The sequence below is a fragment of the Streptomyces sp. NPDC014727 genome (genome assembly GCF_043083485.1).
Classification (GTDB): Bacteria; Actinomycetota; Actinomycetes; order Streptomycetales; family Streptomycetaceae; genus Streptomyces.
Window position 1 is genome coordinate 238908 of sequence record NZ_JBIBYR010000007.1, and the last position, 19755, is coordinate 258662.

Here is a 19755-nt window from a genome sequence, read left to right on the forward strand (position 1 = left end):
CGGCGGATGAAAAGTGAGCCACTCTGCGATCTCTTGATCATTCTGGCTTCAGGGTCTCTGGAGTCGGGAGGAAGAGAGGGTGATCCTTGTGGAGGACTGGGCTGAGATCCGCCGGTTGCACCGGGCTGAGGGACTGTCCGCGCGGGCTGTTGCCCGGCAGCTGGGAATTTCGCGGAATACGGTGCTGCGGGCTCTTGCTTCGGACCGGCCTGCGCAGTACCGGCGGGCTGCGACGGGTTCCGCGGTGGACGCGGTGGAGCCCGCGGTCCGGGAGCTGCTGCGACAGACCCCGACGATGCCGGTGACCGTGATCGCGGAGCGGATCGGCTGGGAGCGCGGGCTGACGATCCTGCGGGAGCGGGTGCGTGAGCTGCGGCCGGCGTATCTGCCGGTGGACCCGGTCTCTCGGACGGTTTATCAGCCCGGCGAGCTCGCGCAGTGCGATCTGTGGTTCCCGCCGGTGGGGATCCCCCTCGGGTACGGCCAGAGCGGGCGCCCGCCGGTCCTGGTCATCGTTTCGGGCTACTCACGGATGATCACTGCCCGGATGCTGCCCTCCCGGCAGACCGGCGACCTGATCGACGGCCACTGGCGGCTGCTGGCCGATGGCTGGCAAGCCGTCCCGAGGATGCTCGTCTGGGACAACGAGGCAGGTATTGGCAGAGGAAAGCTGACCTCGGAGTTCGCCGCGTTCGCGGGGCTGCTCGCGGTGAAGGTCCACTTGTGCCGGCCCCGCGACCCGGAGGCCAAGGGCCTGGTGGAGCGTGCCAACGGCTATCTGGAGACGAGTTTCCTTCCGGGCCGCACGTTCACTGGTCCTGATGACTTCAATGCCCAGCTCACAGGCTGGCTGCAGATCGCCAACCGGAGGACTCATCGTGCGATCGCCGCGCGGCCGGCGGACCGCTTCGAGGCCGACCGGGCCCAGATGCTGCCGGTCCCGCCGGTCGCCCCGCCCCACTGGTGGCGCTTCCAGACCCGCATCGGCCGTGACCACTACGTCCGGGTCGATACCTGCGACTATTCCGTCCACCCCCGGGCCATCGGCCACCGCGTCCTGGTCCGCGCGGACAACGAGGCCATCACGGTCACCCTCACCGACACCCCCGGGACCGGGCCAGGGACGGTGGCCCGGCACCCGCGCTGCTGGGCCCGCCACCAGACGCTCACCGATCCCGAGCATGCCGACGCGGCCCGCCTCCTACGGGCAGATGCCTGGCATCAGCAAGCCGCCGCAGCGACCACCGCTCGTGCTGCCGCACTGGCACCGGACAATCTCGGGGTCGAAGTCGAACAGCGTGAACTGGGCACCTACGACCGCATGTTCACTCTCATTGAGGGCGGTGGCGGGAAAGAGGAGGCGGACACCTGATGCCTCGCACCCCAGCGGCCGACCCCGGGGCCGGCACCGCGAAAACTGCGGGCCGGGCGGCGCCCACCGGCCGTCAAACCACCTCGGACCTGGCCTTTCTCGCCCGTGCGATGAAGGCTCCCACTCTGCTGGACGCTGCCGAACGTCTGGCCGAACGCGCCCGCGCCGAGTCTTGGACCCACACCGAATACCTGGTCGCCTGCCTGCAACGCGAGGTGTCCGCCCGCGACAGCCACGGCGGCGAAGGCCGCATCCGGGCTGCCCGCTTCCCCGCAATCAAGACCCTCGAGGAACTCGATGTCGCCCATCTGCGTGGCCTGACGCGACAACAGCTCGCACATCTGGGCACACTGGACTTCATCACGGGCAAAGAGAACGTAGTCTTCCTCGGCCCGCCGGGAACCGGCAAGACCCACATCGCCACCGGCCTCGCCGTCCGGGCCTGCCAGAGCGGACACCGCGTGGCATTCGCCACCGCTTCCCAGTGGGTGGACCGCCTCGCCGCCGCCCGCCATTCCGGAAAACTCCAGGAAGAACTCGTCAAACTCGGCCGCTACCCGCTGATCGTCATCGACGAGGTCGGCTACATCCCCTTCGAAGCCGAAGCGGCCAACCTCTTCTTCCAGCTGATCGCCAACCGCTACGAGAGAGCGAGTGTGATCGTCACCAGCAACAAGCCCTTCGGACGCTGGGGAGAGGTCTTCGGAGACGAGACCGTGGCCGCCGCCATGATCGACCGGCTCGTCCACCACGCAGAGGTCCACTCCCTCAAAGGCGAGTCCTACCGCATGCGAGGACGAAAACTCGGCCGCGTCCCCACCCCCACCGACAACGACTGACCAACCAACCGAGACCCACAACGGCCCACAATTCAACCGTTCAAACTGGCCTCAAATTCAGCCGTTGCCGACAGTCACAGCGTTAGCCATCCACGATGCCCGAACGGGGAGCTGTGGCCCCTCTGCGCATGCTCGCGTAAGGGCACGGTACGGGGAATTGCACCCGAGCCATCATGATCCGGATCCAACCTGCACGCGGTCGCAGGAGCGCGATCGATATGTCCTGATAGGAAGCGACCGAACTGCTCGTCTGACGCTTGACCGATGGCAAGGATCAGGCCGCGAGCGGGATCGCAGGTGACGGCTATTCACGATCAAGGCCACAGTGCGGAGCCAGATCGTGGCGTTTGGAGAATCGAGAAACTCGTTTCTATTTCCTGAGAGAGATCTGTCCTGACCTGGGGATTCATCGTTTTAGACACATCCCACGAAGGCTGGGATCTGTCGGAAAACGTGTGCGAAACCTGACCCGGATGGGCCATGGGCTTCAGATCAGTTTGCCGACAGGTTCGCGGCGGTCCGACCTGTGAGGGCCCGGCCACCGCCGACAGTGTAGCGGGTGGGGTGAGATAGGTAATCCTGGTTCTGGCCGGGTGCGTCTGTGGTGTGGGAGCTGCGGTGCTGTCGGCCTGGCGCGAGGTCGGGCAGTCCACGTCGCATCGGACGGGCAGAGCACTCCATGCGCGTGGCCCACTCCGCGGCTGTGAAGGGGGCACCCGTTCACTGCGGGCGGGATTGGGATCGCATTGCACCTCGTGAGCCGTATCGGCTGAATCCCGAGGTCTGCCACGTCCGGCCGTCGGGCAGGACGGCGAGTGCCTCGTAGCCGTCCAGCGCTTCCAGCCAGTCCCGCGCGTCCTCGCCCATGGCGAACGCGGCGGTGGCGTAGGCGTCGGTCATGGTCAGCCGGGGGCCGACGACGGTGAGGGAGGCGAACGTGGTGGCGGGTGTGCCGCTGTGCGGGTCGAGGATGTGGGCGCCGCGTTCGGCGGTGCCCGAGGTGGCGACGGCCAGGTCGTGGTCGGCGGTGATGACGGTGAGCAGTTCGCCGGGCCGCAGGGGGTGGGCGATGCCGATGCGCCAGGGGGAGCCGGGGGTTGCCCGGCCGCGGAGTTGGAGGTCGCCTCCGCCGTTGACGCAGGTGTGGTGCGCGCCGGCTTCGTGGAGCAGCCGGGAGGCGGCTTCGGTGGCCCAGCCCTTGACGAGGCCCGAGGGGTCGAGAACACCGGCCGGGACGATGCTGAACCAGCCGTCCGTGACGTGGGCGGCCCGCGCGCAGAGGGACAGCACCTCGTGGACCTCGGGCGGGCAGTCGCCGAGGCGGATCTCACCCCGGTCGAGTCGGCTGATGTGGCTGTCAGGCCGGTAGGTGGAGAACACGGCATCGACCTGGTGGAGTTGGCGCACGGCCTCGGCGAGGGCGCGGTGGACGGCAGTGGTGGGCTCGTCCCGGATGTCGAAGGAGAAGACCGTGCCCATCACGTGCTCGACGTGGCGCAGCCCGTGTGCGGTGTCAGGCATGGGCCTGATCCAGGGCGCTCTGCAGGGACTGGATGTAGCCCTGGCTGGTGTAGCTGGCGCCGGTGACGGCATCGATGTGCGCGCTCTGGGCGCCGATCGCCTCCCGGGTGAGGCGTGGCAGGGCGTAGGAGGCGATCTGCTGGTCGCGGCCGTTGTGGTCCGGGGCCCGGAGCACCTTGACGGCGGTGATCCTTCCCTGGGCGAGGGTGGCGGCGACCTGCACGGTTCCGTACGGGGTGTCGATGGGATCCCCGGTGAACGTGCCCGTCCCCGTGGACGCGCCCGACGCCGCGCCCGCAGAGGTGGGCGGGGACGAGGAGGCCGCGGGGGATCGGGGGGTCACTCCTGCCAGGACGGGGCGCTGGTGGGGTTTGAGGGCGAGCAGCGCGATGACGAGGGCGCTGATCCCGGTGGTTGCCAGGACGGCTCGGCGCATGACGGTTCTCCTCAGAACGCGAACGACTCGTGGTGGATGCGCCGTGCCGGGACACCGGCATCGCGCAGGGCCTGGATCGCGGCCCGTGTCATGCCGGGCGGACCGCACAGGTAGACGTCGTGCGCGGCGAGATCGGGCACCAGAGCACTCAGGCCCCGGGCGCTGAGAGGTGACGAGTACTCGGCCGGTTCGTCGACGACGTAGTGCACGGCGGCCCGTCGGCGGGCGGCTATCGCGTCGATCTCACCGCGCAGGGCGAGGTCTTCGGGGCGGCGGGCGCGGTGGACGAGGGTGACCTGTCCCGGCAGCGTCTCGAAGAGCGTACGCAGGGGGGTGATGCCGACGCCGCCGGCCAGGAGCAGGACCTTGGGAGCGGTGCGGCGCTTCGCCGTGAGGCCGCCGTAGGGTCCCTCGGCCCACACCCGGGTGCCGGGCGCGAGGTGGGCGAGCGCGGCGCTGTGGCCGCCCGCGGTCTTCACCGTGATGCGCAGGTGGCGCGGGTGCGCGGGGGCCGAGAGGGAGTAGGGATTCGCGGTCCACCACAGCCCGCGGGCCAGGAAGCGCCAGCGCAGGAACTGCCCCGGCTCACCCCCCAGCTCGTCCAGGTGCTCGCCGGTGAGGTGGACGGAGACCACGCCCGGTGCCTCGGGGTGGACGGCCGCGACGCGCAGGCGGTGACGCAGCCCGCGCCGGACGGGAACGGCGAACCGGTACCAGGCGACCAGCACGGCAACACCGGGATACAGCGTGTACCAGGCCACCTGGGCGAGGCGGTTGCCGACGAAGTCCGCGCCGTTGGAGAGCTGGTGGCCGAACACGAGGAAGACCGCGAGGTAGGTGGCGAAGTGCAGGTAGTGCCAGGTCTCGTAACTCATCCTCCGGCGGGCCGCGCGGGCCGAGAGGACTGCGGTGGCCACGAGCAGCAGGAAGCCCGCCGTGCCCTTGAGGAGGTCGGGGTAGTGCAGGACGAGCGTGGAGGTCTGGCCGAGCACGTCCGTGTGGGAGGTCAGTGAGTAGCCCCAGATGATCAGCAGGGTGTGGGCGAGGGCCAGCGAGACGGTGCAGCGACCGCCCAGGGCGTGCCAGCGCGCGAGGCGGTCCGTGCCGATGGTGTGGTCCAGGAGTGGCACGCGGGCCATCAGGGCGAGCAGCACCGCGCAGGCGTAACCGGCCAGCAGCCCCGTGATGCGCCCGGCGCCGGTGAGCCAGCCCGCCGGGCCGACCACCGAGGTCGTGTCGATCCACCACAGGGCCAGCACTCCCGCGGCACCGGCCCAGATCGCCGACGGCGCCAAGAAGCGCACGGCGCTGCGGCGCGGGCGCCGGTGACGCATCCCGCGGCTCGCGTATGTGGTGGTGAACGTGGTGGTCATGGGGGCTCCTCCGGACAGGACTCGTTCCGGCGACGGACGGCCAGCCTCCCGGTTCAACTTCTGTGTATCTTCTGAAAGCGACCCGCCGGCGACTCGCCGAGCCGATTCAGAGGAAACTCAGAGACACGGCCCGACCTGCCGTGGTCCGCGCCGGGGGATGCTGAAGGAACCATGGACGAGCCGCGTACGACATCGCCTCTGCACCGCCCCGACGGAGAACCGGTAAGGGTTCTCGTCGTCGACGACGAACCCGACGTCACCGATGTCCTGGCCGGGGTCATGGCCGGGGAGGGCTGGCAGGTCCGCACCGCTGCCGACGGCGCGAGCGCGCTCGCGACCGCCCGCGACTTCCGGCCCGACGCGGTGGTCCTGGACTGGATGCTGCCGGACCTCGACGGCCTGCAGGTCCTGCGCGCGCTGAGACGCGACGCACCCGGCGTGTGCGTGTTGTTCCTGACCGCCCGGGACGCGGTCGAGGACCGCATCGTCGGCATCAGCGCCGGCGGCGACGACTACGTCACCAAGCCCTACAGCCTGGAGGAAGTCCTGGCCCGGCTGCGCGGGCTGCTCCGGCGGGCCGGCCTGACGGCGGAATCCGCCGGCACGAACTGGCTCACCGTCGGTGATCTCGCCATGGACGAGGAAGCCAGGGAGGTCAGGCGCGGCGGGGTCACCGTCGAGCTGTCCCGGACCGAGTTCGAACTTCTGCGGTTCCTCATGCGCAACCCGCGCCGGGTGCTGTCCAAGGACCAGATCCTCGACCGCGTCTGGGCCTACGATTTCGGCGGCCGGGCCCACATCGTCGAGCTCTACATCAGCTACCTGCGCAAGAAGATCGACGCCGGACGCCCCCCGTTGATCCACACGGTGCGTGGTGTCGGCTACGTCCTCAAGCCGGAATCCCGATGAGACGCGCGCTGCCCCGCACCCTGCGCGGCCAGCTCACCGCCGGACTCGTCGCACTGCTCGCCCTCGCCTGCCTCGCCGTCGGCATCACCACCGCCCTCGCACTGCGGGGCTTCCTGATGGGGCGCCTGGACGAGCAGCTGTCCGCCTCCGGCGGCCGGTTCGCCGCCAGCCTGGAGCACGAGGCCACGCCCGACGCCGACAACCGCCCCGACACCCGGGGCCAGGCGGAGTCGACCTTCGGTGCCCGCCTCCTGAACGGCACCGTCACCCAGGCAGCCGTCGTGCACGAGGCCACCGACCGCCCCCTGCCCCTCACCTCCGGGGACCGTCACGCCCTGGCGGGGATCCCCGCCGACGCGCACGGACACAGCGTCCGCCTCACCGCTCTGGGGGCGTACCGCGTCACGGCTGTCCGGGGCGACGACCAGGACACCCTGATCACCGGCCTGCCCCTGCACCCGGTGGAAGAGACCGTTCACCGCCTCGAAGCGGTCGAAGCCGTGCTGTTCGGCGCCGCCCTCGTGGTCACCGGCGTCGCCGGGGCCTTGTGGGTGCGGATCTCCCTGCGCCCCCTCCAGCGGGTCACCGCCCGTGCCGCGGAGGTGGCCGGGCTGCCCCTCGCCAGTGGAGAGGTCGCCATGCCCGGACCGCTTCCCGACACCGACCCCCGTACCGAGGTCGGTCAGGTCGGCAGCGCCCTCAACCACATGCTCGGCCATGTCGAGGGCGCGCTCACCCAGCGCCAGACCAGTGAGGAGCGGCTCCGGCACTTTGCCGCCGACGCCAGCCACGAACTGCGCACCCCCGTCGCCAACATCCGGGGCCACGCCGAGCTCGCCCTGCGCCACCACGGCCCCGTTCCCGGCGCGGTGCGCCATGCCCTGGAGCGCATCGACGGGGAGTCGCAGCGCATGACGTGGCTCGTCGACGACCTGCTTCTCCTCGCCCGCCTGGACGCCGGACGCCCCCTCGAACACGAGCCGGTCGATCTGACCCTGCTGATCCTGAACGCGACAGAGGACGCACGCGCCGCGAGCCCCGGCCACCGCTGGCTCCTCGACCTCCCCGGAGAACCGGTCACCGTCACCGGCGACGCCCACCGACTCCGACAGGCCATCGGGAACCTCCTGGCCAATGCCCGTACCCACACCCCGCCCGGCACCGAAGTGACCGTCGCCCTCACCGTCGATCGGACCGGCGTCGCTGTGTGCGTGAGTGACAACGGACCAGGGATTCCCTCCGAGCTCCAGCCCGAGGTCTTCGGACGCTTCGTCCGCGCCGACCACGCCCGCTCCCGCAGCACAGGAAGCACCGGTCTCGGCCTCGCCATCGTCCACGCCGTCATCACCGCCCACGGCGGAGCCGTCACCGTCACCAGCGGCCCCGGACATACGGCCTTCCGCCTGACGCTCCCCGCCTGACCCCGCCGGGCCCGGAGGCCGGCGGCCCTCTCGCAGGACCGCGGGCCGCCAACCGGGGCGGTCTTGTCGGCCACCGACTCCGACGGTCGGGCCTTCGTCATCGCCGTCCTCACCGGGTCACATGTCCCGGCCAGTGCCCAGCCCGGCGCCGACGCCCTCATGGCGCAGGTCGCCCGCAGACTGCGTGACCACCTTCGGCAGCTCTGAGAGCCGTTGCGGGCGCGGGCCGGACGGTTCCCTTGACGACGGGTGGGCGCGGGCATACCGTCGCGAAGGTACTGAGCAAGCGCTTAGAGAGGTCGTTCGTGCCGCACATCGACCCGAATCCCGACGCATCGGCCCCGCAGGCCCGCCCCCCGGCCACCGCAGCCGATGAAGCCGCCGCCGCGGACGCCGCGGCCCGTGTCGAAGCCGCGCTCACCGCTCCGGGAGCCCCGTTCGCCGTGGTGCGGGCGGAGGACGGGGCGCACGCCGGAGCCCTCGTGTACGCGGACGGGCCACGCACACTCCGTGAGTTCGTGGAGACCACCTGGGCCTACGGGGACCGGCCGTTCCTGATTTCGGCGGAGCGCGGTTACTCGTACGCCGAGTTCTTCGCTGCCGCGTCCGCGCTGGCGTGCCGGCTGACCGGGCCGTACGGGCTGCGCCGGGGAGACCGGGCCGTCGTCGCGATGCGCAACCACCCGGAGTGGCAGATCGCCTTCTGGGCCGCGCAACTGGCCGGGCTGGTGGCCGTCCCGCTCAACGCCTGGTGGACCGAGGACGAGTTCACGTACGCGCTGGACGACTGTGAGCCGCGGGTGCTGCTGGTGGACGGCGAGCGGCTGCCGAGGGTCGTCGGCTGGGCGGCGAAGAGCGGGGCGCGCGTGGTCGTCTTCCACACGGAGGGGGCGGTCCCGGACGGCGTCGAGCGGTACGAGGACCTGCCCGCGCCCGATCCGCTCGCCGCGCCCCCCGAGGTCGAGATCCGGCCGGAGGACGACGCGACGATCATCTACACCTCCGGTACCACCGGCCGGCCCAAGGGCGCGGTCGCCACCCATCTCGCCCAGGTGGGTGCCGTACTCAACCCCCGCTACCACGCCGCCGCCTCCGCGCTCGGTCGCGGGATCGTCCCGGGGCAGGGCCCCGCCCCGGTGTCGCTGCTGACGTTCCCGTTCTTCCATGTGGCCGCGTTCACCGGCTTCTACGCGGCGATGGCGGCGGGCGGCACGATCGTCCTGATGCGGAAGTGGGATGCCGAGGAGGCGCTGCGGCTGATCCGCGCACACGGCGTCACGCACTACGCCGGAGTCCCGACGACCGCGCTCCAGCTCCTCGCGGCGGCCGAGCGGGCGGGCGACGGTCTGGAGAGTCTGCAGATGCTGAACACCGGCGGGGCCGCCGCCCCGCCCGACCTGGTCGCGCGGCTGACCGCCCGCCACGGCGACCGGATCGAGCCCCGCAACGGCTACGGCCTGACCGAGACCAGCGGAGGGGTCCTGGCGAACTTCGGCGCCGAGTACCGGCTCCACCCGGGCAGCGTCGGCCGTCCCACCCCCGCCACCGAGGTGCGGATCACGGGCCCCACGGGCGAGATGCTGCCCGACGGCGAGGTCGGTGAGCTGTGGCTGCGCGGCCAGTCCCTGGTCCGCGGCTACTGGCGGGACGAGGCGGCGACCGCTCGGGCGTTCACCGACGGCTGGTTCCGGACCGGTGATCTCGCGGTGGTGCGCGCGGGGCGGGTCGATGTCGTCGACCGGATCAAGGACATGGTGATCCGCGGCGGGGAGAACGTGTACTGCGTCGAGGTCGAGGCGGTGCTCCACGACCACCCGGACGTCGAGGACGCGGCGGTGCTGGGGGTCGCGCATCCGGTCCTGGGGGAGGAGGTCGCCGCCGTCGTCCGGCTGCGGGCCGGTGCCACCGTCACTCCCGACGACCTCAGGGCGCACGTCGGCCGGAGCCTGGCCGCGTTCAAGGTTCCGGCCCATGTGCTGGTACGCGGGGAACCGCTGCCCCGCAATCCGACCGGGAAGATCCTCAAGCGGGAGCTGCGCGGGCCCGTCGAGGCGGAGGTACGGCGGGCCGACGGGGAAGAACCGGCCATGGATTCGGGTGGAGAGGGCGGTCGGCCGTGACCGTGGCCGAGCGGGACGGACAGGCCGAGGACTCGGGCGGTCAGGGGCGAGTGATCCGGACGCGGTAGTTCCCCTTGTCGTCCTTGCCGACCACGGATATGCGTATGCCGCTTGCCCGGTCCGTGAAGGTCTGGCCGGTCTGGTAGGCGGCGTCGGAGAGTTCAGGGTGCACATTGGGCAACTGGGTGCAGCCGCCGCTGTCCTTGGTGCTGTCCGCGACGGACACCGGCCCCTGACCGGTGTCGACGTCCGAGTGAACCTTGTAGATCAGCACCCCGGGCCGGCAGACCGCCTGGTCGTTGCCCGCCCGGGTCCGTACCTCCACGGCGTAGCCGGACTCGCTGCTCAGCGGTACGAAGGCCAGCTTGATGCCGCCCCGGGTGGCCAGCGGTTCGAGGACGTGGTCGCTGGTGCCGGACCGGGCGGCGCAGCTGACCTGCTTGTTGTCCAGCCAGCCGAGCTTCCACTTGTGCCAGCCGAGCATGTCGTTGTTGGCCCCCCAGTCCTCCGACATGATGTCCCAGTGCCCGACCGCGCCGCCGCCCTCCACGGTGTAGAGGTCGGGAAGGCCGAAGACATGGCCGTTCTCGTGCGGCAGGACGCGGTATCCGTTCTGCTTGACCGAGCCCGAGCCGTCGTCCTGGCGGCTGTAGATGAACGACGTGTTGGCGAGCGGGACGCCGTCCGCGTGCGGGGCCTCGTCGTTGCCGGAGAAGGTCACGGACAGGACGGTGTCCAGGGCGGGGGGCCCGGCGTTCGGTGTGACCAGGATGTTGACCAGGTCGTACGTACTGAAATCGACCTTCGGCTTCGCGGCGGCGACGATGTCCTGGACGAGTTGGCGGTAGCCCGGCTCGTACGATGATCCGCGTTCTATCCCGTACTCGGAGAACGGGAGCGGCATCCGCAGCCAGGTCTTCACGGGCGTGTCGGGGATGTAGGTGAGTCGTCCGTACGAAGCGGTCCGGAACCAGTTGATGGTCTGCGGGAAGAATTCGCCGAACCGGTCCATCGCCGGTTCGGCGCCCGGTGCGTCGGGGAAGTCGATCATCAGGTTGAGTGCGTGGATCCTGCCCGTGGAGTGGGCGTAGTTCGCCGCCGTCGGGATGCCCTCCGACATCTGTACGCCCAGGGTCGTCGCTATTCGGCACGCGGCTGTGCCCGCCGCCCGGGTGCTCGCCACCGGTCCCGCCGTGGCCCGGCCGGATATCGGAAGCGCGCTGCTGGCCGAGGCCAGTGCCGCGATGACCAGGGTCGTGGCCGAGGCGAGCGCGATCGGGCTGCGGTGCTTGCGTATCCGGTGGCGGGTCTTCTGCATACAGGCGCCTCGGGGTCCGCGGCAGCCGGCCGGCCCTGACTGCTCTCTGCGGATCAGCCTGTGACGGGTGGTGCGGCACCGCTCGCCGGGTGCGCCGAACGGTTGGTTTTCCCGTTTCGAGGTGTGCCTCAGGTCACATCGTGGTGGGGAAATAACCGGGGACCGTTTCCCCGTTTGAACTCGTGTCCCCGCGAAACGGGGAGGCATTCCCCGGTTGCGGGAAGGGGGTGCTGCGAGGATGGAAACAACCAGGAGCAGGACCAGGACCAGGACCGAAGCAGGATCGAGACCGAGGCCGAAGCAGGGCCGAGGCCGAAGAGACCAGAACCGAAGACCGGCACCGCATGGACCGTGGCGCCGGGAACCCCAGGAGTCGGAAGGCAGGGACAGTCGTCGTGGACACCGCCACTCGCACCGCCACCGGAACGGCGCAGCCCCGGACGCACCGTCCGCGGGCGGACGCGCTGCGCAACCGGGAGCGGATCGTGACGGCCGCGCGCGAGATGTTCGTCGAGTTCGGGCCGGACGTGCCGCTCGACGAGGTCGCCCGCCGCGCCGGCGTCGGCAACGCCACGCTCTACCGGAACTTCCCCGACCGGGCCGCGCTGACGCACGAGGTCGTGCTCGCGGTCACCTCCCGCACCACGGACCGCGCGGAGGAAGCGGCGGCGGCCGAGGAGGCCGATCCCTTTGCCGCGCTCTGCCGCTTCGTGCACGCGGCGGCCGACGAACGGATCGGGGCCCTGTGCCCGATGCTGTCCGGCGGTTTCGACAAGGACCACCCCGAATTGCTCGCCGAGCGTCGGCGCCTCGAAGAGGCCGTCGAAGGGCTCGTGGCGCGCGCCATGTCCGCCGGGCGCCTGCGCACCGACATCGCGGTCGGTGACGTACTGGTCGCCCTCTCCCAGCTCACCCGGCCGCTGCCCGGCATCGGCTGCCCGGACATCGACCGGTTCACCCACCGTCATCTACAGCTGTTCCTGGACGGACTGGAGGCTCCGGCCCGCTCCCGGCTGCCCGGAACGGCGGCGACCTTGGAGGATCTGCGGCGCCGGCCATGAGGCCCGCGCCGGGCCCCTGAACCGGGTGCCCGGCGGCGCGACCGCCGCACTGTGACCACGCCTTCCCTTTTCATCGCACCTCGACCACGTCTCCCTTTCACCGTTCGACCCGCAACGACCTGTCATGCCCGAGCGGTCGCACCTGACCCGTCTCGGCGCCCGACCCGTCGGGGCTGATCCGTCACGCCCCGCCGACGACGCCCGACCCGTCCCGCCCGGCCTTCTCCGGCGGCCGTTCTCGCCGGCCGTCCCTTACCGACTGCCCGTTCGCCGACCTCTCGGTTCACGATTTCGCGCGCCCACGCGCGTCCTTAGGTGGATACCTCCATGTCAAAAACAGCTGATATCCGACTCCCGGACCCCAGTCGCTGGAAAGCGCTGGCGTTCATCGCCCTCGCGCAGCTGATGGTCGTGCTCGATGCCACGATCGTGAACATCGCGCTGCCGCACGCCCAGACGGCCCTGGGCATTTCCGATGCCAACAAGCAGTGGGTCATCACGGCCTACGCGCTCGCCTTCGGCGGACTGCTGCTCTTCGGAGGCCGGATCGCCGACCTCTGGGGCCGCAAGCGGACGTTCGTCGTCGGCCTGATCGGCTTCGCGCTGGCCTCCGCGCTCGGTGGCGCGGCCCAGAACCAGGGCATGCTCTTCGGCTCCCGGGCCCTCCAGGGCGTCTTCGGCGCGCTGCTCGCCCCGGCGGCGCTGTCGCTGCTCGCCGTGATGTTCACCGATGCCAAGGAGCGCGCCAAGGCGTTCGGCATCTACGGTGCGATCGCCGGTGGCGGTGGTGCCGTCGGCCTGATCCTCGGCGGCTTCCTGACCCAGGCACTGAACTGGCGCTGGACGTTCTTCGTCAACATCCCGTTCGCGGTCGTCGCGGCCGCCGGCGCGTACTTCGTGATCCGTGAGCCGGCCGGCAGCCGCAACCGCTCGCCGCTCGACATCCCGGGCGTCGTCCTGTCCGCACTGGGTCTGGTCTCGCTGGTGTACGGATTCACCCGCGCCGAGTCCGCCGGCTGGTCGGACGCGCTGACCATCGGCATGTTCGTCGCGGCCGGTGCGCTGCTCCTGGCGTTCGCCCTGACCGAGTCCCGGGTCAAGTCGCCGCTGCTGCCGTTGCGCGTGGTGCTGGACCGCAACCGCGGCGGCGTCTACCTCTCGCTGGGTCTGGCCGTCATCGCGATGTTCGGTCTGTTCCTCTTCCTGACGTACTACCTGCAGGTCGTGAAGGGGTACTCGCCGATCAGGACGGGCTTCGCCTTCCTCCCGATGATCGCGGGCATGATCACCGGTTCGACGCAGATCGGTGCCCGGCTGATGACCCGCGTCCCGGCGCGCAAGCTCATGGGCCCCGGCTTCCTGGCCGCCGCCGTCGGCATGCTGCTGTTGACGCGGCTGGAGGTCGGCTCCTCGTACACCACGCTCATCCTGCCCGCGCAGCTCCTGCTGGGGCTCGGCATGGGTACGGCGTTCATGCCGGCCATGTCGCTGGCGACGCACGGTGTCGAGCCGAGGCACTCGGGTGTCGCGTCCGCGATGGTCAACACCTCTCAGCAGGTGGGCGGCGCGATCGGTACGGCGCTGCTGAACACCATCGCGGCCTCGGCCGCGACGGCGTACGCCACTTCGCACGCCGCGCTCGGCGCCCGCGACCCCGAGCTGCTGAAGCTCCAGTCGATGGTGCACGGCTTCACCGGTGCCATCTGGTGGGCCGTCGGCATTCTGGTGGTGGCCTCCGCGATCGCGGTGACCTTCATCAACGCAGGGCGCCCCACGGCGACCACGGCGAGCGGAGGCTCCGGTTCGGGTGACGCCGACGGTGTCGAGGACGAGTTCAAGGTCCCGGTCGTCGCCCACTGACGTCACCCTGCGGCGTGTAGTGAGGTGAACGCGGCCGTGAAGTGAGGTGAACGCGGCTCTGCCCCGGTTCCGCTCGGCGGAACCGGGGCGGAGCCGTGTCCCGGTGAGTGGCTCAGCGCAGCCAGGGCAGATCCGCGTCCGTGCCCTCCGGCTGCAGCCCGGTGGCGATGACCTGCATGATCTCGCCGAGCGAGCGCATCTGCTCGGGTGTGAGCCGGTCGAACATCGCCTGGCGCACGGCGCTGACATGGCCCGGCGCGGACCGGCGGAGCATCTCGTAGCCGTCGTCGGTGAGGACCGCGTTCTGGCCGCGCTTGTCGGACGGGCAGTCCTCGCGGCGCACCCAGCCGCTCTTTTCCAGCCGTGCGACGGCGTGCGAGAGCCGGGAGCGGGTGATCTTGGCGTCCTTGGCCAGCTCGGTCATCCGCTTCCGGCGGCGGGGCGCCTGGGAGAGCTGGACGAGCAGTCCGTAATAGATGTGCGGCATCCCCGCGTCACGCTGCAACTGGCGGTCGAGGTGGTCCTCCATGAGCGTGGTGGCGTGGAGATACGCACGCCAGACACGCTGCTCTTCGTCGGAGAGCCAGCGGGGCTCGCCGGGGGATGCCGTGGTCATGTACTCCACTGTAGACCTTTTCTTGAAAGTTTAACTAGATAGAGCTAAGGTCTCGGAAGGTAGGAGCTTGAAGATTAAAGAATCCTTCCTTCTCAAAGAGACCAGTAGAAGACTTACCTCGATCAGCAGCGGATGGGGAGTGCCATGACTGTCACCGCGGAGCGCATGCCCGCCCTCTACCTCTCCCACGGCGCACCGCCGCTGGCCGACGACCCGGTCTGGCCCGGCGAACTGGCCGCCTGGTCCGCCGGGCTGCCCGCCCCCGCGCGATCCTGATGGTCTCCGCGCACTGGGAGGAGGCCCCGCTCGCCCTCGGAGCGACGGAGACCGTCCCGCTCGTCCACGACTTCTGGGGTTTCCCCGAGCACTACTACCGAGTGCGGTACGCCGCCCCGGGCGCCCCGGAACTGGCGGCGAACGTGCGCAAGCTGCTGCGTGGCGCCGGTACGCCGGTCCAGGACATCCCGGACCGCGGGCTCGACCACGGGGCATACGTCCCGCTGGTGGAGATGTTCCCGAACGCCGACATCCCCGTACTCCAGATCTCCATGCCGACGCTGGACCCGCAGAATCTGATGGACATCGGGCGCAGGCTCGCACCGCTGCGCGACGAGGGCGTCCTGATCGTCGGCAGCGGCTTCTTCACCCACAACCTGGCCGCCCTGCGGCACGCGGGCGGCGGCGTCCCCGGCTGGTCGGCGGAGTTCGACGACTGGGGGCAGCGGGCGCTTCAGGCGCAGGACATCGACGCCCTGCTGGACTTCGAGCACAAGTCCCCGGCCGGGCGGCTGGCCCACCCGCGCACCGAGCACTTCGCGCCGCTCTTCGTGACACTCGGCGCGTCGGAGAGCGAGCTGGGCCTGGGCCGCAGCGTCATCGACGGGTTCTGGATGGGGCTCGCGAAACGGTCGGTGCAGTTCGGCTGAGAGTGCCGAGGGGGCCGAGGGGGCCGAGGGGGCCGAGGGGGCCGAGGGGAACGGGGGGAACGGGGGCGCCGAGGGGCGGTGAGAGGCCTCGGGGGATCCGTCACAGGGTCGGCGGGTTCAGTTCGATCGAGCGGAGCGCGGCGGCCAGGGCCGTGGAGTCGCCGACGTCCAGTGCGGTGTCGGTGAACTTGATGGTGTGGTCGTCCCCGTGCGCCGCCGCCCGCGCGAAGAGCTCCTCGGCGGAAGCGGCCGTGGGCGCGTACGGGGCGGGCTCGGCCGGGCCGTACGCGGCGGTGACGGCGGCGCTCGCCGCCCAGGCGGCCTCCAGGCTCGGCGCCCACAGTGCGCGGGGGAGTGCGGGCAGAGTGCGCAGCACGGCGTTGGGCGCGGTCGCGGCATGCACCAGCATGACCGGCTCGCCGTGCCCGTGGGTGGCATATCGATGCGTCGCGGCCCGCACCAGCTCCTCCAGCCGGGTCCGGGCCTCGTCCGGGCCGTCGGTGAAGCGCTGCGGCCACACCGGGAACGCGGTGAGCTGCGCCAGCCGGTCCCGGATGCCGCCGCTCTGCTCCGGCACCGGCGGCACGGCGTCCAGCGCGGCCCCGGCGCTCGGTGCGGGGGCCAGCGGAGTCAGCGCGGGCAGCGGCTGGTGGCGGGCGGCCCAGTAGCCGAGGCCATGGGCGAGCTCGGTGATCCGGGGCGCGCTCGCCTCGCCCGCGAGCAGGGTGCGTACGGAGTGGCCGACCCGGATCACGGGGTGGGTGGCGCCCGCCGCGATGCCGGGCAGCAGCCGCGGCCACCACTCGGCCAGGACGTCCCGCCAGGGGCGCTCGGTCGTCTCCCGCTCGAAGTACCGCGTCCAGTCCGCGATCCGGCGCGGGTCTCCCAGGGCCTCGCGCCAGTTCTCCGCGGTGACCCGGGACGCGGTGTCCGGCATGTCCTCCAGCTTGTCGCTGTAGTGGTCGAGCCAGCGGTGGACGACCGGTGCCTGACCGTGCCGGACCAGTGCCTCGACGGCCATCGGACCGTGATTGCTCAGCCAGCCGTTCCGTTCCGGCCCCGCGGTGTGGAGGCGTTCCAACGCCTCGTCGAGCGTGCCCGTGGCGTCCTCGGTGGTCCCGCCGGCCGTCGCGTCGCCCCTGACGCCCGCCGCGTCGTCGTCCCGGCCGCCTGCTGTGCCGTCCGTGCTCGTCGTCTCGTCCATACGCGAGGACGCTAGGCGTGGCGCCCGTGGCGCGTATCGGGCTGTGGTCCCGGTCCGGGACCGTGCGCGACCTAGGACCCGGGCCCCATCCGCTTCTCGTACCAGGCCACGTCCCAGTAGGTTCCGAACTTCCGGCCCACCTCGGCGTACGTAAAAGAGCTGCTGGTGGCGTACCCCAGGATCGAATCAGGACCGACAATGCGGACATCCTGAGCAACCAGAAGACGGTGAGGGCCGTCTTCCGGGTGGGAACGAAGCCACGGCAGCCGCTGTTCGGGTGTAAGGGGAGTCGTATCGAATGTGAGCGCGGTCTCACGTACGTAATGGTTGTAGATGTCCGTGAGGGCCACCAAATCACCTTCGATGCCCGGCCTGACCTGCACTTCTGCCTGGATGTTCGGCATGCGCACCCCTCTCGCGGCGGCACAGGGTACTGCATGATCGCGAAAATGAATGCCAGGCATGGGAATTCTGTCCGGATTCCAGTCGTTGTTTCCATCGGATGCAGGGCACCCGAGAGGGTGTCGCGACCTACTCAGCAAGGGAGCACGCATGGCAACCCGTGCCGTCGCCCGTCGTTCGTCCGCCACCGGTGGGACCAGCCGGGCAAGCAGTGTTCGCGCAGCGGGCGGAGAGATCGCCGATCGCGACCTGGTCGGCATGTACCTGGACGAGATCGCGCGTACGCCGCTGCTCGATGCCGCAAAGGAGGTCGAGCTGTCGCAAACCGTCGAGGCGGGTGTGTACGCGCGTCAGATTCTCGACGGTGTGGTGGAGAGCGAAGCCGGTGGAGCATCACGCGCGGAGCTGGAGGCGCTGGTCGCCGAGGGCGAGCGCGCCAAGGACATATTCATCCGTTCCAACCTCCGGCTCGTCGTTGCCGTCGCCCGCCGCTACCCGCGGGCCGGGCTGCCCCTGCTCGACCTGATCCAGGAGGGCAACGCGGGCTTGGTGCGCGCGGTCGAGAAGTTCGACTACGCCAAGGGCTTCAAGTTCTCCACGTACGCGACGTGGTGGATCCGCCAGGCCATCACCCGTTCCATAGCCGACCAGTCTCGTACGATCCGGCTCCCCGTCCACCTGGTGGAGGAGCTCGGCCGGATCCGCCGGGTGCAGCGCGAGTTCAACCGTGAACACGGGCGCGAGCCGGAGCACGCGGAGATAGCCGCAGAGCTGGACTCCACGCCGGAGCGTGTGGGCGATGTCCTGGACTGGGCCCGTGACCCGGTCAGTCTCAACATGTCCGTGGACGACGAGGGCGAGACACAGTTCGGTGATCTGCTGGAGGACACCTCCGCGGTGTCACCCGAGCAGTCGGTGATGACGCTGCTGCGCAGCGAGGAGCTGGAGGACCTGATCGGCAAGCTCGACAACCGCACCGCGTCGATCATCCGTATGCGGTACGGCATCGAGGACGGCCGCGAGCGGACCCTCACCGAGGTGGGCAAGCAGCACGGGCTGACCCGTGAGCGGATCCGCCAGATCGAGAAGCACGCGCTGCTCGAACTGAAGCGAATGGCGCACGACACGGGTTTTGACGCTGCGGCGTGAGCCCGAGTCCAGTAACCTCCGAAATAGGTCGCTTCGTGTGACCCCCTGAGCTGAGTCCCGGCGCCCACCCCCCCTGGCGCCGGGGCTCATCCTTTTGTGCCCATGGCGCCTCTGGTGCTGGTGGCTGAGCCCTTGGCGCCCGCGGCCCCGGTGCCTGTGGACCGGTCGGTCGGCGTCTTCGCGGCCCCGGCGCGTCGGCGCGTGGCCGGTGGGTCCGCGCGTCGGTGCGCCGCTCCCGCGCGGGTCAACCGGGCGCCCAGATCACTCAGGTACTCCACCAGCTGCGGCGGCTCGTGCGCGGTGAACTCACAGTCCACCAGTGCGAGCCGGACCGCCACCCATTCCAGTGAGTCCGACAGCGCCGCCCGCAGCCGGCAGCTGTTCTCGCCGGTCCGCTCCAGTGGGCCGATCGAGGCCGGGAGGCGCGCGGACACGAAGTCCGCCGGGGCCGCGAAACTCACGTCGACGGCCAGCTCGGGCTGCCGCCGGGCGATGGAGCCGGCGAGGAACTTTGCCGCGTCCCCCGTGGGCAGCTCGCGCGGGGTGAACCGGGCCCCGGTCGCGAACGGCTCGCTGACCCGGTCGACCCGGAACGTACGCCAGTCCTCGCGCCCCAGGTCGTATGCGACGAGATACCAGCGCCACCCGGTGCTCACCAGCCGGTAGGGCTCGGCCTGCCGCTTCGTCTCGGCGCCGTCCCCCGCGCGGTAGGCGAACCGCAGCCGCTCCCGCCCGGTGACCGCCGCCGCCATCACCGTGAGCGTGTGCGGGTCGATGGTCGAGCCGTCGCCACGGGTCAGCGGCATCGTCGCGTTCTGCAGGGTCGAGACCCGGTGCCGCAACCGCGAGGGCAGCACCTGCTCCAGCTTCGCCAGGGCCCGTACGGACGCCTCGTCGACCCCCTCGATGGCATGCCCGGCACCGGCCCGCAGGCCCACCGCGATGGCCACCGCCTCCTCGTCGTCGAGGAGCAGCGGCGGCATGGCGGTGCCCGCGACCAGGCGGTAGCCGCCGACCGATCCGCGCGAGGCCTCGACCGGATAGCCGAGCTCGCGGAGCCGGTCGATGTCGCGGCGGATCGTGCGCGGGCTGACGTCGAGCCGCTCGGCGAGCTCGCTGCCCGGCCATTCGCGGGGCGTCTGGAGGAGTGACAGCAGGTTCAGCAGTCGTGCCGGAGTGTCGGTCATGGGCTCAGCCTCGTGCCGGAGTGTCGGTCATCTCACCAGGA

At 70.7% G+C, this 19755-nt stretch carries 16 protein-coding genes and 2 pseudogenes; 10 read left to right on the forward strand and 8 right to left on the reverse strand.

Annotated features, from left to right (window positions below; genetic code table 11):
• The first annotated feature begins 79 nt into the window (after positions 1 to 79).
• The gene (gene istA, locus ACF1B9_RS14440) at positions 80 to 1372 is read left to right on the forward strand and encodes an IS21 family transposase (protein WP_391742388.1); all 1293 of its coding nucleotides are present in this window, start codon (positions 80 to 82) and stop codon (positions 1370 to 1372) included.
• A complete protein-coding gene (istB, locus tag ACF1B9_RS14445; protein ID WP_391742387.1) occupies positions 1372 to 2211 on the forward strand; it encodes an IS21-like element helper ATPase IstB in 840 nt (279 codons plus the stop codon). The genes istA and istB overlap by 1 nt, the downstream gene beginning before the upstream one ends.
• Positions 2212 to 2931: 720 nt before the next feature.
• On the opposite strand, the gene ACF1B9_RS14450 is transcribed toward istB, so the two are convergent.
• The 3 genes from ACF1B9_RS14450 to ACF1B9_RS14460 are packed head-to-tail and all read right to left on the reverse strand — an operon-like array spanning position 2932 to position 5541.
• Positions 2932 to 3732 (reverse strand): FAD:protein FMN transferase, encoded by an 801-nt coding sequence (locus tag ACF1B9_RS14450; protein WP_391742385.1) that lies wholly within the window; start codon positions 3730 to 3732, stop codon positions 2932 to 2934.
• Positions 3725 to 4168, reverse strand: coding sequence for an FMN-binding protein (locus tag ACF1B9_RS14455; protein ID WP_391742383.1), 444 nt, complete (start codon positions 4166 to 4168; stop codon positions 3725 to 3727). Before ACF1B9_RS14455 ends, ACF1B9_RS14450 begins: the two co-directional genes overlap by 8 nt.
• 11 nt (positions 4169 to 4179) lie before the next feature.
• The gene (locus ACF1B9_RS14460; RefSeq protein ID WP_391742381.1) at positions 4180 to 5541 is read right to left on the reverse strand and encodes a ferric reductase-like transmembrane domain-containing protein; all 1362 of its coding nucleotides are present in this window, start codon (positions 5539 to 5541) and stop codon (positions 4180 to 4182) included.
• A gap of 171 nt (positions 5542 to 5712) precedes the next feature.
• Here ACF1B9_RS14460 and ACF1B9_RS14465 point away from each other — a divergent pair, with 171 nt between their 5' ends.
• The 4 genes and pseudogenes from ACF1B9_RS14465 (at position 5713) to ACF1B9_RS14480 (ending at position 9991) form a co-directional block, all read left to right on the forward strand.
• Positions 5713 to 6450, forward strand: coding sequence for a response regulator transcription factor (locus tag ACF1B9_RS14465; RefSeq protein ID WP_391742379.1), 738 nt, complete (start codon positions 5713 to 5715; stop codon positions 6448 to 6450).
• Positions 6447 to 7871: a sensor histidine kinase gene (locus ACF1B9_RS14470; protein ID WP_391742378.1), complete on the forward strand. Its 1425-nt coding sequence runs from the start codon at positions 6447 to 6449 to the stop codon at positions 7869 to 7871. Before ACF1B9_RS14465 ends, ACF1B9_RS14470 begins: the two co-directional genes overlap by 4 nt.
• Positions 7872 to 7949: 78 nt before the next feature.
• Positions 7950 to 8078 (forward strand): annotated as a pseudogene (locus ACF1B9_RS14475) (serine hydrolase); the annotation flags it as partial.
• Positions 8079 to 8176: 98 nt separating this feature from the next.
• Positions 8177 to 9991: a class I adenylate-forming enzyme family protein gene (locus ACF1B9_RS14480; RefSeq protein WP_391742376.1), complete on the forward strand. Its 1815-nt coding sequence runs from the start codon at positions 8177 to 8179 to the stop codon at positions 9989 to 9991.
• Between the two features lie 40 nt (positions 9992 to 10031).
• On the opposite strand, the gene ACF1B9_RS14485 is transcribed toward ACF1B9_RS14480, so the two are convergent.
• A complete protein-coding gene (locus ACF1B9_RS14485; RefSeq protein ID WP_391742375.1) occupies positions 10032 to 11309 on the reverse strand; it encodes a M6 family metalloprotease domain-containing protein in 1278 nt (425 codons plus the stop codon).
• 344 nt (positions 11310 to 11653) lie between these two features.
• Between ACF1B9_RS14485 and ACF1B9_RS14490 the strand changes: the two genes are divergently transcribed.
• Positions 11654 to 12370 (forward strand): TetR/AcrR family transcriptional regulator, encoded by a 717-nt coding sequence (locus tag ACF1B9_RS14490; protein WP_391742374.1) that lies wholly within the window; start codon positions 11654 to 11656, stop codon positions 12368 to 12370.
• Between the two features lie 327 nt (positions 12371 to 12697).
• Positions 12698 to 14230 (forward strand): MFS transporter, encoded by a 1533-nt coding sequence (locus ACF1B9_RS14495; protein ID WP_391742372.1) that lies wholly within the window; start codon positions 12698 to 12700, stop codon positions 14228 to 14230.
• Between the two features lie 112 nt (positions 14231 to 14342).
• On the opposite strand, the gene ACF1B9_RS14500 is transcribed toward ACF1B9_RS14495, so the two are convergent.
• Entirely contained in the window at positions 14343 to 14855 is a 513-nt protein-coding gene (locus ACF1B9_RS14500) for a MarR family winged helix-turn-helix transcriptional regulator (protein WP_391742371.1), read from the reverse strand.
• A 135-nt stretch (positions 14856 to 14990) separates the two neighbouring features.
• Here ACF1B9_RS14500 and ACF1B9_RS14505 point away from each other — a divergent pair.
• A pseudogene (locus tag ACF1B9_RS14505) lies at positions 14991 to 15772 on the forward strand (dioxygenase).
• A gap of 100 nt (positions 15773 to 15872) precedes the next feature.
• Here ACF1B9_RS14505 and ACF1B9_RS14510 read toward each other — a convergent pair.
• Both ACF1B9_RS14510 and ACF1B9_RS14515 read right to left on the reverse strand, forming a co-directional pair.
• On the reverse strand, positions 15873 to 16976 hold the full coding sequence (locus tag ACF1B9_RS14510) for a questin oxidase family protein (RefSeq protein ID WP_391742369.1): 1104 nt from the start codon (positions 16974 to 16976) through the stop codon (positions 15873 to 15875).
• A gap of 71 nt (positions 16977 to 17047) precedes the next feature.
• Positions 17048 to 17380, reverse strand: a complete 333-nt coding sequence (locus tag ACF1B9_RS14515) for a GNAT family N-acetyltransferase (RefSeq protein ID WP_391742367.1) — start codon at positions 17378 to 17380, stop codon at positions 17048 to 17050.
• Positions 17381 to 17528: 148 nt separating this feature from the next.
• Between ACF1B9_RS14515 and ACF1B9_RS14520 the strand changes: the two genes are divergently transcribed.
• Positions 17529 to 18527 carry an RNA polymerase sigma factor RpoD/SigA gene (locus ACF1B9_RS14520; RefSeq protein WP_391742365.1) on the forward strand — a complete coding sequence of 333 codons (999 nt, stop codon included), beginning with the start codon at positions 17529 to 17531 and terminating at the stop codon, positions 18525 to 18527.
• A gap of 86 nt (positions 18528 to 18613) precedes the next feature.
• On the opposite strand, the gene ACF1B9_RS14525 is transcribed toward ACF1B9_RS14520, so the two are convergent.
• Positions 18614 to 19714, reverse strand: a complete 1101-nt coding sequence (locus ACF1B9_RS14525) for a helix-turn-helix transcriptional regulator (RefSeq protein ID WP_391742364.1) — start codon at positions 19712 to 19714, stop codon at positions 18614 to 18616.
• Between the last annotated feature and the right edge of the window lie 41 nt (positions 19715 to 19755).

What these genes read in the sequence shown, in the direction of transcription:
- istB (WP_391742387.1), top strand. Translation starts at nt 1,372, where the DNA reads ATGCCTCGCACCCCAGCGGCCGACCCCGGGGCCGGCACCGCGAAAACT.
- ACF1B9_RS14450 (WP_391742385.1), bottom strand. Translation starts at nt 3,732, where the DNA reads ATGCCTGACACCGCACACGGGCTGCGCCACGTCGAGCACGTGATGGGC.
- ACF1B9_RS14455 (WP_391742383.1), bottom strand. Translation starts at nt 4,168, where the DNA reads ATGCGCCGAGCCGTCCTGGCAACCACCGGGATCAGCGCCCTCGTCATC.
- ACF1B9_RS14460 (WP_391742381.1), bottom strand. Translation starts at nt 5,541, where the DNA reads ATGACCACCACGTTCACCACCACATACGCGAGCCGCGGGATGCGTCAC.
- ACF1B9_RS14465 (WP_391742379.1), top strand. Translation starts at nt 5,713, where the DNA reads ATGGACGAGCCGCGTACGACATCGCCTCTGCACCGCCCCGACGGAGAA.
- ACF1B9_RS14470 (WP_391742378.1), top strand. Translation starts at nt 6,447, where the DNA reads ATGAGACGCGCGCTGCCCCGCACCCTGCGCGGCCAGCTCACCGCCGGA.
- ACF1B9_RS14485 (WP_391742375.1), bottom strand. Translation starts at nt 11,309, where the DNA reads ATGCAGAAGACCCGCCACCGGATACGCAAGCACCGCAGCCCGATCGCG.
- ACF1B9_RS14490 (WP_391742374.1), top strand. Translation starts at nt 11,654, where the DNA reads ATGGACCGTGGCGCCGGGAACCCCAGGAGTCGGAAGGCAGGGACAGTC.
- ACF1B9_RS14495 (WP_391742372.1), top strand. Translation starts at nt 12,698, where the DNA reads ATGTCAAAAACAGCTGATATCCGACTCCCGGACCCCAGTCGCTGGAAA.
- ACF1B9_RS14510 (WP_391742369.1), bottom strand. Translation starts at nt 16,976, where the DNA reads ATGGACGAGACGACGAGCACGGACGGCACAGCAGGCGGCCGGGACGAC.
- ACF1B9_RS14515 (WP_391742367.1), bottom strand. Translation starts at nt 17,380, where the DNA reads ATGCCGAACATCCAGGCAGAAGTGCAGGTCAGGCCGGGCATCGAAGGT.
- ACF1B9_RS14520 (WP_391742365.1), top strand. Translation starts at nt 17,529, where the DNA reads ATGGCAACCCGTGCCGTCGCCCGTCGTTCGTCCGCCACCGGTGGGACC.
- ACF1B9_RS14525 (WP_391742364.1), bottom strand. Translation starts at nt 19,714, where the DNA reads ATGACCGACACTCCGGCACGACTGCTGAACCTGCTGTCACTCCTCCAG.